The 16077-nt window shown below is 44.3% G+C and carries 20 protein-coding genes and 1 pseudogene; 5 read left to right on the top strand and 16 right to left on the bottom strand.

Going from position 1 to position 16077, the window contains the following annotated elements; genetic code table 11:
- Positions 1-317: 317 nt before the first annotated feature.
- The gene (locus tag C232_RS0116080) at positions 318-1076 is read right to left on the bottom strand and encodes a CAP domain-containing protein (RefSeq protein WP_018665177.1); all 759 of its coding nucleotides are present in this window, start codon (positions 1074-1076) and stop codon (positions 318-320) included.
- 443 nt (positions 1077-1519) lie between these two features.
- Between C232_RS0116080 and C232_RS0116070 the strand changes: the two genes are divergently transcribed.
- Positions 1520-1762: a hypothetical protein gene (locus C232_RS0116070; RefSeq protein ID WP_018665175.1), complete on the top strand. Its 243-nt coding sequence runs from the start codon at positions 1520-1522 to the stop codon at positions 1760-1762.
- A 79-nt stretch (positions 1763-1841) separates the two neighbouring features.
- Here C232_RS0116070 and C232_RS0116065 read toward each other — a convergent pair whose 3' ends face one another.
- The 3 genes from C232_RS0116065 to C232_RS0116055 all read right to left on the bottom strand — a co-directional run bounded on the left by C232_RS0116065 (position 1842) and on the right by C232_RS0116055 (position 4797).
- The gene (locus C232_RS0116065; protein WP_026314645.1) at positions 1842-2279 is read right to left on the bottom strand and encodes a MarR family winged helix-turn-helix transcriptional regulator; all 438 of its coding nucleotides are present in this window, start codon (positions 2277-2279) and stop codon (positions 1842-1844) included.
- 108 nt (positions 2280-2387) lie between these two features.
- Positions 2388-3860: a lmo1851 family serine protease gene (locus C232_RS0116060; protein ID WP_479691209.1), complete on the bottom strand. Its 1473-nt coding sequence runs from the start codon at positions 3858-3860 to the stop codon at positions 2388-2390.
- A 136-nt stretch (positions 3861-3996) separates the two neighbouring features.
- Positions 3997-4797: a M15 family metallopeptidase gene (locus C232_RS0116055; protein WP_018665172.1), complete on the bottom strand. Its 801-nt coding sequence runs from the start codon at positions 4795-4797 to the stop codon at positions 3997-3999.
- A 436-nt stretch (positions 4798-5233) separates the two neighbouring features.
- On the opposite strand from C232_RS0116055, the gene C232_RS20430 reads away from it, so the two are divergent.
- Positions 5234-5359 carry a hypothetical protein gene (locus C232_RS20430; RefSeq protein WP_018665170.1) on the top strand — a complete coding sequence of 42 codons (126 nt, stop codon included), beginning with the start codon at positions 5234-5236 and terminating at the stop codon, positions 5357-5359.
- Between the two features lie 171 nt (positions 5360-5530).
- On the opposite strand, the gene C232_RS0116035 is transcribed toward C232_RS20430, so the two are convergent.
- The 3 genes from C232_RS0116035 to C232_RS0116025 form a co-directional block, all read right to left on the bottom strand.
- On the bottom strand, positions 5531-5713 hold the full coding sequence (locus C232_RS0116035) for a YozD family protein (RefSeq protein ID WP_018665168.1): 183 nt from the start codon (positions 5711-5713) through the stop codon (positions 5531-5533).
- A gap of 246 nt (positions 5714-5959) precedes the next feature.
- Positions 5960-6601, bottom strand: coding sequence for a hypothetical protein (locus tag C232_RS0116030; RefSeq protein ID WP_018665167.1), 642 nt, complete (start codon positions 6599-6601; stop codon positions 5960-5962).
- 102 nt (positions 6602-6703) lie between these two features.
- Positions 6704-6925, bottom strand: a complete 222-nt coding sequence (locus C232_RS0116025; RefSeq protein ID WP_026314644.1) for a YozE family protein — start codon at positions 6923-6925, stop codon at positions 6704-6706.
- Positions 6926-7171: 246 nt separating this feature from the next.
- Here C232_RS0116025 and C232_RS0116020 point away from each other — a divergent pair, with 246 nt between their 5' ends.
- Positions 7172-8986, top strand: a complete 1815-nt coding sequence (locus C232_RS0116020) for a methyl-accepting chemotaxis protein (protein WP_018665165.1) — start codon at positions 7172-7174, stop codon at positions 8984-8986.
- 74 nt (positions 8987-9060) lie between these two features.
- Here C232_RS0116020 and C232_RS0116015 read toward each other — a convergent pair whose 3' ends face one another.
- The 3 genes from C232_RS0116015 to msrA form a co-directional block, all read right to left on the bottom strand.
- Positions 9061-9240, bottom strand: a complete 180-nt coding sequence (locus C232_RS0116015) for a YjcZ family sporulation protein (RefSeq protein WP_018665164.1) — start codon at positions 9238-9240, stop codon at positions 9061-9063.
- 104 nt (positions 9241-9344) lie between these two features.
- Entirely contained in the window at positions 9345-9779 is a 435-nt protein-coding gene (msrB, locus tag C232_RS0116010; protein ID WP_018665163.1) for a peptide-methionine (R)-S-oxide reductase MsrB, read from the bottom strand.
- Positions 9769-10305 (bottom strand): peptide-methionine (S)-S-oxide reductase MsrA, encoded by a 537-nt coding sequence (msrA, locus tag C232_RS0116005; protein ID WP_018665162.1) that lies wholly within the window; start codon positions 10303-10305, stop codon positions 9769-9771. Before msrA ends, msrB begins: the two co-directional genes overlap by 11 nt.
- Positions 10306-10471: 166 nt before the next feature.
- Here msrA and C232_RS0116000 point away from each other — a divergent pair, with 166 nt between their 5' ends.
- Positions 10472-11866 carry an RsmF rRNA methyltransferase first C-terminal domain-containing protein gene (locus tag C232_RS0116000; protein ID WP_018665161.1) on the top strand — a complete coding sequence of 465 codons (1395 nt, stop codon included), beginning with the start codon at positions 10472-10474 and terminating at the stop codon, positions 11864-11866.
- Between the two features lie 127 nt (positions 11867-11993).
- On the opposite strand, the gene C232_RS0115995 is transcribed toward C232_RS0116000, so the two are convergent.
- Together C232_RS0115995 and C232_RS0115990 are read right to left on the bottom strand one after the other, a co-directional pair.
- On the bottom strand, positions 11994-12554 hold the full coding sequence (locus C232_RS0115995) for a YpmS family protein (protein WP_018665160.1): 561 nt from the start codon (positions 12552-12554) through the stop codon (positions 11994-11996).
- 63 nt (positions 12555-12617) lie between these two features.
- Positions 12618-13397: an SGNH/GDSL hydrolase family protein gene (locus tag C232_RS0115990; protein WP_018665159.1), complete on the bottom strand. Its 780-nt coding sequence runs from the start codon at positions 13395-13397 to the stop codon at positions 12618-12620.
- Positions 13398-13665: 268 nt separating this feature from the next.
- Here C232_RS0115990 and trhA point away from each other — a divergent pair, with 268 nt between their 5' ends.
- Entirely contained in the window at positions 13666-14301 is a 636-nt protein-coding gene (gene trhA / locus C232_RS0115980; protein WP_018665157.1) for a PAQR family membrane homeostasis protein TrhA, read from the top strand.
- Between the two features lie 25 nt (positions 14302-14326).
- Here the strand turns inward: trhA and C232_RS0115975 are convergent, their stop codons facing one another.
- The 4 genes and pseudogenes from C232_RS0115975 to C232_RS19610 all read right to left on the bottom strand — a co-directional run.
- A complete protein-coding gene (locus C232_RS0115975; protein WP_018665156.1) occupies positions 14327-14815 on the bottom strand; it encodes a dihydrofolate reductase in 489 nt (162 codons plus the stop codon).
- Positions 14812-15606 (bottom strand): thymidylate synthase, encoded by a 795-nt coding sequence (locus tag C232_RS0115970; RefSeq protein WP_018665155.1) that lies wholly within the window; start codon positions 15604-15606, stop codon positions 14812-14814. Before C232_RS0115970 ends, C232_RS0115975 begins: the two co-directional genes overlap by 4 nt.
- A gap of 103 nt (positions 15607-15709) precedes the next feature.
- Positions 15710-15814: pseudogene (locus tag C232_RS19615) on the bottom strand (YpjP family protein); the annotation flags it as partial.
- Between the two features lie 120 nt (positions 15815-15934).
- The coding region (locus tag C232_RS19610) for a zinc ribbon domain-containing protein (RefSeq protein WP_155891581.1) at positions 15935-16077 on the bottom strand (143 nt) is incomplete at its 5' end.

The following is a 16077-nucleotide window of genomic DNA, read 5'->3' as shown; positions in this document are numbered from 1 at the left end:
GGTAAGACGATTCCCTTTCATTCCATGCACCCGTACCATTTACGCCTCCACATCCGGATAGCTTTTGGGCTTTGACTTGTTTGGCAGTCTTACCCTGTAAGAGTACGCCTGATGGTATTCGTGTTCCTCGGGTCAGAATTTTGCCTCCAGCTTCCTTCAGATTCCACTTCACAATGGACACCCTTGCTCTTGGCTAATGGTTGGTCGCTATCTACCCCCATAGCGGACTTTCGCCGCCTAGCGAATCGTCATGCGCGGCGCACCACGAAAAAAGCAGCCCCGCTTGGGAGGCTGCTTTTTTAATGCTGCTATCAATCTTATTTTCCGATAAATTCCTGTGTCCAGTAATGGCCATTTTCCACATAGCCGACACCGATATGGGTAAAGTTTTTATTTAAAATATTTGCTCTGTGGCCTTCGCTGTTCATCCAGGCTTTCATTACCGCCTGCGGTGTTTGCTGGCCCATTGCGATATTTTCGCCGGCATAATGGTAAGTAATGCCGAATTTTTTCATCATATCAAATGGTGTGCCGTATGTCGGGCTTGTGTGGTCAAAATACTTTTTGGCCAGCATATCATTTGATTTTACACGTGCCATTTTGCTCAATGCTGTATCTGCTTGTAAAGCGGAAAGGCCGTTTTTCGCACGTTCCTGGTTCACAAGATTTACAACTTCTTTTTCATAAGCATTCAATGTGCTTGAAGCTTTGGAAGATGAGGTATTGGCTGTGTTTGCTGTCGTTGTTTTGTTTGTTGCTTGGTTTGCTGTTGTTTTATTTTCTGTTGTTTTATTTTCTGTTGTTTTATTTTCTGTTGTTTTATTTTCCGGTGCTTTATTTGCTGCTGTATTGGCTGAAGATGGTGCAGCTGTTTTATATGTCCATTTAATATGGTGTTTTTTCATCCAGTTTTCCAATTCTTGGATGCTATTAAATTTATATTGGTGGGATACTACTTTTACTGCTTTGTTGCAGTTTGTGTTTGTTTGATTGGATGCTGCATCTGCCTTGCCGCTGATCATAGGTGATGCCATCAAAGCCAGTGCTGCGGCTGTTGTTACGATTGTTTTTTTCATATTCCTGTTTCCTCCCTAAAAATATCTGAACTGTACCGGTTCTTTCATAGAAAGTACCAGCCGGTTCTTTTGTCTCTCACTTACAGATAGAATCATAACATATGATTTTTGTAATATTTCTGGGGGAAAATGGAAATCAACAGGTATTATGGTTTTAAACCGGTGTTTTCAGGCTGTCTTTTCAAAAAAAATCTTAAGAATCGCATGTTTGTCCGAAAAAGGGATTTTAACTTTCATTTCTCAAGATGGAAGGTTGTATACAAATATCCTAAAACTACCAAATACAGGGGGTTGACAAGTTTTAAAATCTGCCTGGTTTGTTACAAATATTTCGCTGGGATTGCACGCTGCAACTTACTTTTCATATTCAAGCGCCTGCATATTCAGCGGCAGATTGGAGCAAAATAACAGATAAGAATGGTATCAAGAGGATGGTGACCTTTATGCACGGTCCGTACTGCTGCCCCAATTGCAAAACAAACCGGACACGTTTTAATATCATCCGGCAAATGCCACAGGCGGTAAAAATGGATCCGCGTACCGGTGAAGTGGTGGATGTGCTGGCTGATGCCGAACCAAATCCGTTACACCTGGCGTATAGAGGGCCCGAGTACCGGGTGCAATGTGCGGTTTGCGGATTGATTGAAGATGAGCGGACATTTCTGAAATTTGGAGAACATCAATAAGAGCCATTTAAAAAAGGCTCTTATTTTCGCGTAGAAGTGTCTGTTTTAAAGTGATCTTAAGCTTGTGCATACCTTCACATTATGGTTTTTGGTTAAGATAGCGGTCAAACTTTTGGAACAGCCGGTATAATGTCTCCCGTTCCTCATCTGTGAATACATCAAATTTATCTTGTAAGAACTGCGATTTCAGCTCCGTCAGCTGCCGGATTAATGCTTTTCCCTTATCGGTTAAAGTTAAATCTATCACGCGCCTGTCTTTGTTGGATCGCTGCCGTTCTATCAGCCCTTTCTCCACTAAAGAATCAGTTACGGAAGTAATATGGCTTGCAGAAACCTGCAAAGCTTTCGATAAATCCGAAGAACGCATGGAAGAATCTGATAATAGCTTCAAAACCATAAATTCATTGGTGGTAACATATTCTTTTAATAAGTTGTTCAATTCTTCTTTTATTTTTCGGTAAACTTTGCGGAAAATAAATTCCAAGTCTATCGTTTCTTTGGTTCCCAACTGACCCAATCCCTTCTGCTTATGGGTTAAGGCTTTCTGCATTTTTTATTATACCATTTTTTATGCAGCTTGGACAAAAAGGCCGGAAAGCATAAGTTTAGCTCCGGCCTTTTTAGTCTATTTTCCAGTTTTTACAACCTCTTCAGCTTTTTTCAGCTGGGTGTCGTTTTTGGTAATCAATTCGCTGATTTTTTCGATTAACCTGGCTGTGGTTTCGCCTTGCAGGACACCTGTCACCTTCAAATGTTCTTTGATTTGGAAGGATTGGACAGCTGCTTTCGTGTTGTAATCAAAGTAACCGTCAACTCTGCCCGGATTATAGCCCAGCGCCTTCAGCATCTGTTCCGCAACTTTCACATCATTGGAGACGGAATACAGTTTCAAAGCCGTTTCGGAATTGATAACCGAGAGATTTGCATAAGACGGCAGTGATACTTTGTGATCCGGCTCAATGCCTTTTTTATGGATCCAGTTGCCGTTCGGCGTCAGCCATTTTTGTACCGTATATTTTAAGTTGGAGCCATCTTTAAAATCGGTGGCAGTCTGTACAGTGCCTTTACCGTACGACTTTTCGCCGACGAGCGGGATGCCTGCCGATTCATGCAGGGCAGATGCAAGAATTTCCGATGCGCTCGCGCTTCCGCTGTCAATCAACACCACGGTTGGAACGTTGATTTTTTTGCCGCCTTCAGCTGCATATTTCTGGACGGTGCCTTTGCGGTCTTCCACCTGCAGAATGGTCTTTCCTTCCGCCACAAACAGATTCGAAATTTTAATGGCCTGGTCAAGCAGTCCGCCCGGATTTTGCCGGACATCGATGATCAGCGATTTCATCCCCTGCTTTTTCATTTTATCGATCGCATTTACCAATTCTTTATATGTACCATCAGAGAAAGTGGTAATTTGAATCTGTGCAACCCCGTTTTTCAGCATTTTCGGGTAAACGGTGTTCACTGGTATTGTATCCCGCGTAATCGTGACTTTTGTTTCATCCTTCGAACCGGCGCGCTGAATCGTCAGTGTGACCTTCGTACCTTTTTTGCCCCTGATTAAAAGAATCGCCTGGTTGGCACTCATGCCATGAATGCTTTTGCCATTAACAGCAAGAATTTTATCATTGGGTTTCAATCCTGCTTTTTCAGCCGGGGAACCTTTAATTGGGGAAACAATGACAATATATCCGTCTTTTTCTTCGACTTCTGCTCCGATGCCTTCAAAAGAGGACGAAATCGTATTGTGAAATTCCGACGTTTCACTTTTTGTCATATAATCGGAATACGGATCATCGAGTGATTCAACCATGCCGTTGATGGCCCCATCGATGAGCGTTTTCTTGTTGACTTGCTGATAATAATTTTTGTTGATGCTGTCATACGCTTTGTAGAGTTTATCGAACTCAGGCCGTTGTTCCGTTGTCACATTGACTGCTTTTTTTCCGCCTAATGCAAAAGCAGCAGTCGTGATTCCCGCCGTTAAAAAGATCACTAAAAACAAAAGCATGACAAATTTAAATTTTTTCATGCGGATGTAACCATTTGGATCATCCTGCTGTGTTTCTGTCTCTTTCTTTTCGTCGTCCAAAGACTTCACCACTTTCATACCATATTCCCAACAACATTGTTTTTTATATTAACTTCTTTATTCTATCAGTTTTTTTATTTTTGTGAAAGCATGCGGATGCATGGCTGAGAAAATTTGAAAGCTGTTCTTGCGGCTTTCATCCTGATCATATTTTCTTTACATGTTGAAAATATTCTTCCAGCGTCCAGCCGTGTTTGTAAATGACCGCAGCTGCTTTTTTTCCAACATAGCGGAAGTGCCATGGCTCATATTCATACTTTGTAATACGCTCTTTGTTTTTCGGGTACCTTAAGATAAAACCGTATTGATGGGCATTTTTTGCAAGCCAGATACCTTCCTTATCTTCCCCCATTTTCTGGGTCAAAAGAAAGTTTTCAGCGTGGCTTGTAATATCCGCTGCAAGTCCTGTCTGATGCTCGCTTTGACCCGGAATGGCAACGGCCTGCTCCGCTTGCTCTTCCCCGACTTTTTGGGATTCAGCATCGAAAACATTTTTTTGGCGGGAATAGGAACGATATCCGGAAGCCATGAAAAGATCAATGCCGTCTTGTTTTGCAGCGGCGAACATTTCTTCTAATGCCTGTGCTGCCGGTTTCCGCAAATAACTCTTTTCAATGTCCTGGTCGCCAAAAGAAAATTGGACATTCGGGCGCACGAGATCCTTCGGCACATAATCGCCGAGTATGTATGTTTTGTTGACCAGAGCCAGAATATTTGACGGATTTTGGATCACTTGCTTGCCTTCCACCGTTTTTGTTTTGTTAAAATACCGGGCCGCCAGTTGCAATTCTGAAGCGGATTTTTTATCTCCGGAATCTGCCGTGTTTTTCTTCTGGCTTGCAGACTGGGGCTTTTGCTGATCGGTTTTGGCTGGCTGGTCCTGCGCCGATAAACTGCATCCTGTAAGAAGCAGCGCGGCCAGGCCAGCATACATGAAATGTTTCATATCTTCACCTTTCTCTATTCTGCATCATATGCACATATGCTAGTCTATCAAACATTGCGGCATGAATTCAATATCTGCTCACACATTTCCGTATTCAAGCGCATGGCTCAAATCCTCCCCTTATTAAAAAAACGCGAGGAACACCCCGCGATTTCACTCCAGTCTATTTTATGACAACTCAAGCGACATTTCAATCATCGTTATCGTCTCTTCAAGAAAGTTTTCCGCGATACATGCGGCACAAGCTAGATTACCCTGAAAATTTCATGTTTCGTTGTTTCAATATGTATGCGCATGGCTGTACTGTGCTTTTTTCGCCATTCGTTTTCGTATTTGTAAACTGCAAGCCAAAACTGTTGCAAATATCCACCTTTATTTTTACCGGGCTCCAACCATACTATCAATGACCCATCATAAAGTGAAAGGATTGATTGCTTTGGGAAAAAAACACCGCAGCCGCATTAACGGCCGGAAAAAAAATAACCATATCCCGCCGGAAGCGATAATTGCCGAACACGAAGCACACGCCAAAGAATATTCTGCAGACAAACGCAAAAAATAGGTGCCGCAGCCGGTCCAATAGTGGCGGGCCGCGGGCTTATCCGGCTCTTGCCCTTACTTTTTCCCGCTGTTTGCCTGTATTTTGGAGACCATACAATCGACCGGCAAACTTTTCATGAAAAAGCCTGCAGCAAAAGCTGCAGGCTTTGATTTACCAATGTTTTTTGGACAGTTAAACCGTACCGTCATCCCACTCTTCCTCATCAATAATGCTTTTTTCCAGCAGGTATTCAAACGTAATATCGGCGATTTCTTCAAGTTCTTCTTCCGCGGGCGCATAGCCCCTTTTGACCAATTCCTTAAAAAAGAATGCCGCAATTTCCTCTGTGTCAATATATACATCCATATTCCTCAAAAAAACCGCCCCCCTTTTTTTGGAAAAGCTGCGGCGGCCTGTTTTACCCCCCGAAAAGTGTATACGCCACCAACAGAAAGTCCGCCCTTTGACTTTATACCGGCAGGATTATTCGATCCCGGGAAACAGGTACCGCAGCTGAATCAAGAAAAGCGCAGGCCGAAAGACATACGCCATTCCTTTTTAAGAAAATTTTTCACTACTATTAAAATGTATGTGCCGGCCCCATTCAATATGTCAGAACCTCTACTCCTGATTCCGACCGTGATCCATCAGAAAATGCAACTGTGATGTGATCGAATCCATTAACATCTTATATTCATCATCGCCAAATAACTGGAACAAAATCCGGTAATCATTATACAGATCCAATAACTGGTCGATTTTCTCCGGGGTCGGGGCCTGATCTTCCGCCAGGTTCCGGAGATGGTTTTTTTTGACTGGATAAAAAAATTCATACTTATTTAAAAACGTATCGGCCTGTTCAAAGTCCGCAATCAGAATCAGTTCCTGCTCATCTGCTTCCAGCCACTCGCCATCGGGAATCCGCACCATTTCATAAATGATGTCTTCCCAGGCATCTTCGGCATACCGCCAAATTTCCGTCCGGAACCCGACAACTTTAAAAATCTCATCGGAGTAGCCTTTTACCTTTACGATATCGCCGATAAAGTATTTAAATTCTATATTGATTTCTTCCTTTTTATATAAAATCCCGTCATACTCCGTCAGCAAAACCAAACTTTCTTCTTTGAAAAGGCCTTCTCGATCATTCACAACATAGAAATATTGTCCATTCATCCTTTTGATCTTCGTTATTTTCCCTACTGTTCCATACACTTTCACAACGACCGTGTCTCCAATTTGAAATTTAGGCTCTTTATCCATGCTCCATGCTCCTTGCAAACGACTCGGGATTTAATTCATTATATGCAGGAAGCCGGGAAATGACCGAAAAAAGCCTGAACGCCTGGCAACTGGCACGCTGCTTTATCTTTCATCAGACCGGTATACTTCCCATACCTGATCAAAGATCGCCATTGAAGGGATATATTGCCCGTTCAATTCCAAATATGAACTAATTTCATGGTAATCGCGGGACTGCTTCGGAAAACTATGGTCATGATAGGCCCCGTTCGCAAACTGCGTAAAAGGGTCCTTTACTTCAGGATCCCGGTATTTCATAAGAAAATGATAAAAAGATTTTGCCAACATGCTTCACCTCTCTTTCCATTTATTTTTCTTCCAATATAACGAATCATCGGCACACCGTAAAGTACAAGGGCCTTTTTTACCATGAATTTGCGCGTTTGCATGGGCAGCGGGATAATGTAAAAATTTTTCTTTTTTGGCAAAAAGAACAAAAAAACTAGAAAATTGCCGAAAACACCGTTAAAATATGGTTATGGTTTGCCACAGATAAGGAGAACTACCTATGTAATAAGGAGGACATAAAAATTGAAAATACGGAATATTAATTTGAAAATCAATTTAAAAAATAAAAGGGCACGAAAGCCTTCCGGAATAAAAACAGGCCGGTCCGGTTATCCAATCAAAACGGCCGCTCTCTCCTACTTGCAAACCATTCGCGGAAAAATTGTTGTTTCATTTGGAATTTTAACCTTTCTTCTTATCATTTTGACCATTACTTCATACATAAACATGCGTCAATTGGAAAATGAAATCAGCCGTGTGGTGGACCATGACCTTGTTGTACATGATCGTGTCCAAAGTTTGCTGGAGCAGACAGGGAACATTGAGACCGCATCACTAAACTATGCGGTTACCGGGAATGAAGATGCACTGCGCCCCTATGATCAGGGAAAACAAGCTGTGGACAGCCAGATCAGCCGCCTGAAAAAAATGGTGGCTGATAATCCCGCCCAGCGCAAAAAATTGAACAATGTCGCGAGCGCTTATAATTTCTGGCTCGGCAATGTCGAAATGGTGATTGAGGCCAGGCGGTATGGCACCGAACAGCAGGCAACATCACAGATAAAAAGTTCACAGGCGTCCAATTATATGGGGAATATGAAAGCAAGCATAAACGATTTATTAAACAACGTGAAAAGTGCGTCACAGGACCGGATTAAACAGCTTCATTTTTTCGTATTTATTTCCCAAATTGTAACGTTTGCCCTCTCCCTGCTGGCACTTGCTTTAAGTATCATCATGAGCGTGGCTTTGACAAAGAGCATTAAAAGCAACGTCAGGAAAATCAGCCGCTCGATTTTGGAGATCGCGAATGCAGGCGGCGATTTAACAAGAAGGATCGAAGTGCACTCCAACGATGAAATCGCCGGGCTCGCAAAGGATACCAATTTGCTGATCGACGGAATTGCCAATCTTGTAAAAGAAGTCTCAAACATGGCAGAAAGCGTATCGGCATCAAGCGAAGAGCTGCTCGCTTCTTCTGAAGAGACATCAAGTACGATTCAATCCATAGCTGAAACAGCAAACGAGATTGCTGCCGACAGCGAGCAGGCTTCCTCCCGGATGGATGCTTCCATGAACAAAATGAATTCGCTCGAGCAAGTGATCAAAACCCTTTACGGGCAGGCTGAAATGGTGAAACAGGCTTCGCTGGACATGAAAGAATCGGCAGAAAAAGGCCGTCAATCGATTGTTGAAACATCCGGGAATATGAAGGGGATTGAAACCATCATGTCCAACACGAGCAAAACGGTACAGGCACTCGGGCAAAAATCAGACGATATTACGAAGATCATTATGACCATTACGGGCATCGCCAAGCAGACAAATCTCCTTGCCCTTAATGCCGCAATCGAAGCCGCACGCGCGGGAGAACACGGACGCGGGTTTGCCGTCGTAGCTGATGAAGTCAGGAAACTGGCGGAACAATCGCAGGCCGCTGCCAGGGAAGTAACGAAAATCGTCCACTCCATACAAAAAGAAATCGGCACCATTATCGGCCAAAACCAAGACGGTGTACAGGCAGTTGTCGCCGGCGTAAACATTTCAAATGATACGAAGCAGTCCCTGGAGGTCATCCAGGAACAGACAAATAAAACCACGAAAGTCATTATGGATATGGTCAGCCAAATTGAACAAACACGGAAACTGAGTGTTGATGTGGCCGACTCGTTTGTTGCAGTCAATCAAATTGCCATGAATACTGCGGCCAATACAGAATCAACAGCAGCCAGTTCCGAAGAAGGCTCAGCTTCGATGGAAGAAGTGACTGCGGCCGCTTCCGAACTATCCAAACAAGCTGAACATCTGCGCAAGCTCATTGGTAACTTTAAAATTTAATTCACAAAAAATATCCCGAAAGCCCGGTAACGGGCGCGGGATATTTTTTTAAGATATTTCCAGGCTGCAAGGCCCTATTTCGGGCCGATCCAGCAGGCGCCGATGATAATCAACAAAATAAACAGCACAACAATTAAAGCAAAGCTGTTGCGGTGGCAGCCGGCAAATCCGCCATATCCGTAACCGTATGTGCTGCCGCATCCGCAATCGTAACCGGGAAAATACCCATAGCCGCCATCATGTCCGTAGTGCATACCATTCACTCCTCAAATCATAATTCATTTTTTCTGTACAGTTCATGGTATGGAAAACGGGCTTTTTTTGCATGTGCATCCGCCCAGGATACCTGGATTTTTACCTAATCTTTTTCTTTGAATAACCTCAAGTATTCCCCGTAACCCGCTTCTTCCAGTTCTTCCTTCGGGATGAAGCGCATTGCTGCAGAGTTCATGCAATAGCGCAGATGTGACGGGCCCGGGCCGTCGGGAAAGACATGGCCCAAATGGGAATCAGCAGTTTTGCTTCTGACTTCCGTTCGAATCATGCCGTGGCTTGTATCACGGTGTTCCATCAATTCCTCCGCATCAATTGGCTTTGTGAAACTGGGCCAGCCGCAGCCCGCGTCATATTTGTCCTTTGAACTGAATAGCGGTTTTCCCGAAATAATATCTACATAGATGCCGTCACGGAATTCATTCCAGTATTCATTATGAAAAGGCGGCTCTGTCCCATTATGCTGCGTCACTTCATATTGCACAGGGGTCAGTTTTTTTTGCAGTTCTTCATTTTTCATCCGGATCCCTCCAATGCTTACGAATAAATGCAGCCCGTCCCGAACCTTCACGATAGGCCTGGTAATGGGCCGGGTTTTTCTTATAATATCCCTGATGGTACGCTTCTGCCGGATAGAACGCTGAAGCAGGCAGAATGCTGACCACAATTGGTTTTGAAAAGCGCCCGCTTTCCTGGAGCTTTTTCCGTGAAGCATACGCCGCTATTTTTTGTTTTTCATTTGCATAGTAAATTGCCGGCTTATATGAACTGCCCCTGTCAAAAAACTGCCCGCCGGCATCAGTCGGATCAATCTGTTGCCAGTAGATCTCAAGCAGTTTGTCATACGGGAAAACTTCCGGGTCATATGTGATTTGAACAGCTTCCGTATGGCCGGTTGCCCCGGAGCAGACTTCTTCATAGGTCGGATTTGGTTTTGTACCGCCCGTATATCCTGAAATTACGCTTTTTATGCCCGGCTGCTCATCAAAAGGATGCACCATGCACCAAAAACAGCCGCCAGCAAAAATGGCCGTCTCTTCCGCCACTTCTGCCACCCCCTTTTAGAAAAACTACTTTTTATTGTACCTGTTGCCATGACTTTTATCTAGTTTCGTGACTGGAAATCAAAACTTCATTATAATAAGATCATTGTGAGCCTTATAACGGAAAACTATTTCCGCTTTCCGTTAACAGCAGAAAGGAGCGCTTTTCTTGGAATTGCCACAAGAATTTACCAAAAAAATGTCTGCCCTCCTCGGAAAAGAAGCGGAGGACTTTTTTCATTCCTATCAGGAGCCCCGTGCCAGCGGGCTGCGCCTGAATGTAACAAAAACCGGTGCGGCTGCCTGGGAAGAACAGCAACCTTTCCAACTTGAAAAAATCCCGTTTGTTCCAGCAGGATACTATTTTGATGAACAGATCGATAAACCCGGGAAGCATCCTTACCATGCAGCAGGATTGTATTATATCCAGGAACCGAGTGCCATGTTTGTCGCAGAACAATTACAGGTTGAAGCAGGCGACAAAGTATTGGATCTTTGTGCTGCACCCGGCGGCAAATCCACGCAAATCGCAGCGGGCATCGGCGAAAACGGATTTTTGCTTGCAAATGAAATCCATCCGAAGCGGGTACGTGCGCTTTCAGAGAATATTGAACGGTTCGGGCTTGCCAATACAGTGGTCACGAATGAAACACCGGAGAGATTAAGCCGGCATTTTCAAGCGTATTTCGATAAAATTTTAGTGGATGCGCCGTGTTCCGGAGAAGGCATGTTCCGTAAAGATCCCGGGGCGGCCGGCTATTGGAGACGACAGCATGTTGAAGCGTGCGCGCAAAAGCAAAGGGAGATTTTAAAGGAAGCGCACGAAATGCTGAAACCCGGCGGCATTCTCGTGTATTCCACCTGCACGTTTTCACCGGAAGAAAACGAACAAACGATTGAAGATTTTCTGGACAGCTTCCCGGATATGGAATTGCTCCCGATTCCCCATCAGCACGGCATACAGCCCGGCCGGCCGGAATGGGCAAAGCACCAGACAGAGGCGCTTTCGAAAACAGCAAGACTGTGGCCGCATTGCTTAAAAGGAGAAGGCCATTTTGCGGCCAAGTTATACAAAAAACCTGCCGAACCCGATCAGGCGCCGGCTATCCGCTTGCAGCCGTCTGCAAAACTTTCAAAACAGCAGGAGAAGGATTGGGTTTTCTTTCAAGACCAGGCACTGCCGCTTTTCCCGACAGATGGGCGCGCATATTTTCAATTTAAAAACCAGCTCTATTTACTGCCCCATGCCTGCCCGGCGTTAAACGGGCTCCATCTTGTGCGCCCCGGCCTCCACCTCGGTGAATTCAAAAAAAACCGTTTTGAGCCCAACCATGCCCTGGCACTGGCGCTTGGCCCCGGCCAGTGCCGCTATACGAAAAATCTTGCCGGCAATAGTGCGGCGTGTCTCCGTTATTTAAAAGGGGAAACATTGCCGGGAACAGCCGAAAACCGCGGCTGGATCCTTGTTACAGTGGACGGCTTCCCGCTCGGCTGGAGTAAAGAAGCAAACGGAATTTTAAAAAACCTCTATCCAAAAGGGCTGAGAATGACCGGCAACTACTAAAAAAAGCCTGCCTTTCTCCTTTTTCCATTGCCCCCGCCCAAGCGAAACGGCAGCCCGTTTCCTCCGGGGACGGATTGGCAAAAAAAGCCCCGGCGCCATGATTCAAGCTTTGGCGCCCGGGCTTTTCTTATTGGTTTGGAAACGATAATGTGAATACAATATGATTATTTGGCAGGTCAAAGCGATCAGCCTTGACGCGCGCGCCATTATTGAGCCTCATTTTACTGAGCTGGACGTAAACCTGTTTTTCGCTTGGCTGGATAATCACCCAGTCAGGCAGATTGTAGGTCGTTTTTACGAATTTTAATATATAGGAGACAGGCAAATGGATTGAACCGAGGGATACCGATTTTTGTTTTAACAGCAGATCGCCATTTTTTAGCGCCCGCGGTTGAAATGTCATGCTGTATCTCATTTTTTGCGAGAATACGCCGACATGCCCGTAAAAGACAACATTCCGGTTAAGGGCTACTTCCCCCTGCATGTCTTCCTGCTTTAAATAGCGGTTGATCATTGCGGTTAAATCCGCTTTATCTGCCGCGACATGGAACTGGATCTTTTGATTGTTTGCCTGTTCCTTTGGCACTTTGCCATCTGGTACAAACAGAAAGAAAGCGAGTAAAACGAGAACGGCCGTAATCGCCGCTGCCAGCGTTAAAAATGCGGTTTTCCATGGATTTCTTTTCATTCAGCACTCATCCTCTAAACTAAAGACTTGCTTCCGTAATCGGTACCGGCCTCATTTGCTCGCTTATTTTGGTATGCCCAAAAAATTGTCTTTTAATAAATATCGGTATACCCGTTTGGACATTAATTGATAACCGGTATCGTTCGGATGGAAGTGATCTTCATACAGCAACTTTTCTTCCTTATGGTCAAAAATATCTGCAACCGGAATAAAAGTCGTCTTTTTATAGTTTTCTGTTACACTTTTGCTCGTTTGATTCCATTCTGCAAGAATATCATCTACTTCTTTAATGTCCGAGAACCATTTTGTAAAAGGATTATAGATTCCGATCATTGCAATCTTAACACCGGGATGAATCGTGCGGATTTGCTTGAAAATCTGATTCAGACGGTTTTTATAATTTGACATTTCCGCTTCGAAAGCCTGTTTTTCCAAGTTGGAAAAATTTTTGCGGAAAACTTTCATAATATCATTTCCTCCGATGGTAATGATCACAAGGTCAGCTTCCTTAATCGATTTTTGCACATTTTTATCCTGAAGGCGCAGAAGCAAGTGGTCTGTCCGGTTTCCTTTTACGCCGTAATTGGCAACGGTTGTTTTCTTCACGCCTTTGAGTGCATCCAGCTCATGTTTCAAATAATACGTGTAACCGCCGCGGCCCTTGCTGTCACCGACACCCTCGGTCAGGGAATCTCCGATTGAGACGATTCGTAAAGGAACCGGTACGATTTCTTTTTTCTTCTCCACACTTGCCGTTTTAAACAAAAGATCATTGATTCCTGTGGAACAGCCTGTTACAACGAGAGAAACTGCAACGAGCACGGGAATTATAATTTTTCTCATTCTTTACACCACTTTACATGACTTTCTTTTTTGCAGTGCTTCCATTATAGCACGAAACAGCAAAAGAAGAGGCAAATTGTGCTTCAATTTTCAGGTACCGGCTTTTTTGCTTTTGGCCGTATTTAAAAAGCCGGCGCAAAAGCATGGGGTTGATATTCAGGAACTCCGGTAACAGTAATTGGGCGCATTCCATACAATAATATTGCGCATCCTATTCATAAACTCTATAATTAAGGAAAGCACGAACGACAAAAATGGAGGTTTTACATTGACAACTGCTTATTTAAATGATTGGAAACAGGAACTTGCGAACGCCATTACACACGGCATCGGTTTTCTGCTCAGCATTCCGGCTATGATCATGCTGATTGTGTTTGCGGCAGAGAAAGACAACCCGCTTTATATGGGAAGTTTCCTTGTTTTCGGAATTACGATGCTGCTGCTTTACCTGTTTTCAACGCTGCTGCACAGTTTTTACTGGACGAAGGGTAAAACATTTCTGGCTATCCTCGACCACTCCGCCATCTATTTGCTGATTGCAGGCACCTATACTCCGATTTTACTGATTACATTGCACGGGACAATGGGGTGGGTCTTTTTCTCTATTGTGTGGGCACTCGCTGTGATTGGCATTACAAGTAAATGCTTTTTAATCCACAAGTTTAAATTATTGTCTACGATCTTCTACCTGCTGATGGGCTGGCTTGTGATTATCGCAATCGAACCATTATATACCAGACTGACCGAAACAGGATTTTGGCTGTTAATGACCGGCGGCCTCTGTTATACGGTCGGCGCCGTCTTCTATACATGGAAAAAGCTTCCTTACTCCCATGCCATTTGGCATCTCTTTGTGATCGCGGGCAGTGCGTTTATGTATTTCTGCATTCTATTTTATGTATAAAAACCATGGATCTTCTCCATGGTTTTTATTTTTTTCTTTCAAAAACTTGGAATTCGTAATCATAAGGATTCTTCTCATCCCTGATTCCTTTTTTGCAGGAAACCAATTCGAACGCATCCCAATTGATCGCTGGAAAATAAGTGTCTCCCCCAATATCCGCAGCAATTTGCGTCTTATACAAACGATCCGCATCTTCGGCCAAAAGCGCAAAAATTTCCGCACCGCCAGTCACAAACACTTCTTCCCCGCGTTCTCCAGCCCACTTGAGAAGCTCAGCCTTGCTTGAGAATACCAGGCAGCCTGCTGCTTTAAAGTCAGGGTTGCGTGTCAGAATCAGGTTCGTCCGTCCCGGGAGCGGCCTGCCGATAGACTCATAGGTTTTTCTGCCCATTACAATGGGATGGCCCATTGTTACAGCTTTAAAGTACTTCAAATCCGCCGGCAAATGCCAGGGCAGCCGGTTATTTTTACCGATAACGCCTTTTTCATCCTGTGCCCACAAAAAAGATATCATACGCTGACGGCTCCTGAAATATGCGGATGCGGGTCATAACCATGAAGTGTGAAATCTTCATATTTGAAAGCAAAAATGTCTTTCACTTCAGGATTCAGCTCCATGACCGGCAGTTGGCGCGGCTTACGGGTACATTGCAGTTTTACCTGTTCGATATGGTTCAAGTAAATGTGCGCATCACCGAGGGTGTGGACAAATTCACCCGGTTCCAGCCCGCACACCTGCGCCACCATCATCGTAAGCAGTGCATAAGAAGCAATATTAAAAGGAACCCCTAAAAAGATATCAGCGGATCTTTGATACAGCTGGCAGGACAGTTTTCCGTCCGCAACATAAAACTGGAAAAAGCAGTGGCATGGCGGTAAAGCCATTTTATCAATTTCTCCGACATTCCAGGCATTCACAATCAGGCGCCTCGAATCCGGGTTGTTTTTGATTTGGCTGATGACTTCTGAAATCTGGTCAATCGTCCGGCCGTCCCGTGTTTTCCATGACCGCCATTGTTCGCCGTAGACCGGCCCGAGGTTCCCGTTTTCATCCGCCCATTCATTCCAGATCCGGACACCATTGTCTTTTAAATATTGGACGTTTGTATCCCCGTTTAACATCCACAGCAATTCGTAGATAATCGATTTTAGATGCAATTTTTTCGTTGTTAAAAGCGGGAACCCTTCCTGCAGATTAAAGCGCATTTGGTAACCGAATACACTGATTGTTCCGGTCCCGGTACGGTCTGCTTTTTTCACGCCGTGTTCCAATACGGTTTGGCATAAGTCAAGATATTGCTTCATAAATCACATTCACCCTATCCTTTTCGTTGCATTAAAATTAAGCAATCCGATTACAAACTTCGTGAAAACTCAGGCACAGAAAGCATGATCAATCCCGGCCGTATTATACTTTCATCCATTTGGGCGGAACATTTTTATCCCAGTAAATCGTGCCCAGCTGGTAGTGTGCTTGAAAATGGTCTGACGCGGCATGATAGTGGAAAGTGAACTACCCACCACTTATTGACCTTGCGGTCTAATTGAAGTGGGGGCTTCTCGACTTATCGTTGCTTTTACTAGCCAACGAAAACTGACCGAGCTAACCCTCTTGTTCCAAGAGTTTTGTTACTTATGATAACGCTAATAAGCGTATACCTTCATTTTTGATATTGATTGCTGAATTATAGTCGCGATCTGCCACATAACCGCACGAACAACGGTAGGTGCGTTCAGATAGTTTCACAGGTTTTTCTGCACCACAACAAGAACACT

The organism is Heyndrickxia acidiproducens DSM 23148, assembly GCF_000374345.1.
GTDB lineage: Bacteria > Bacillota > Bacilli > Bacillales > Bacillaceae_C > Weizmannia > Weizmannia acidiproducens.
Note: the sequence above shows the minus strand (reverse complement) of the source record. Positions and strands in the feature narration are given on the sequence as shown.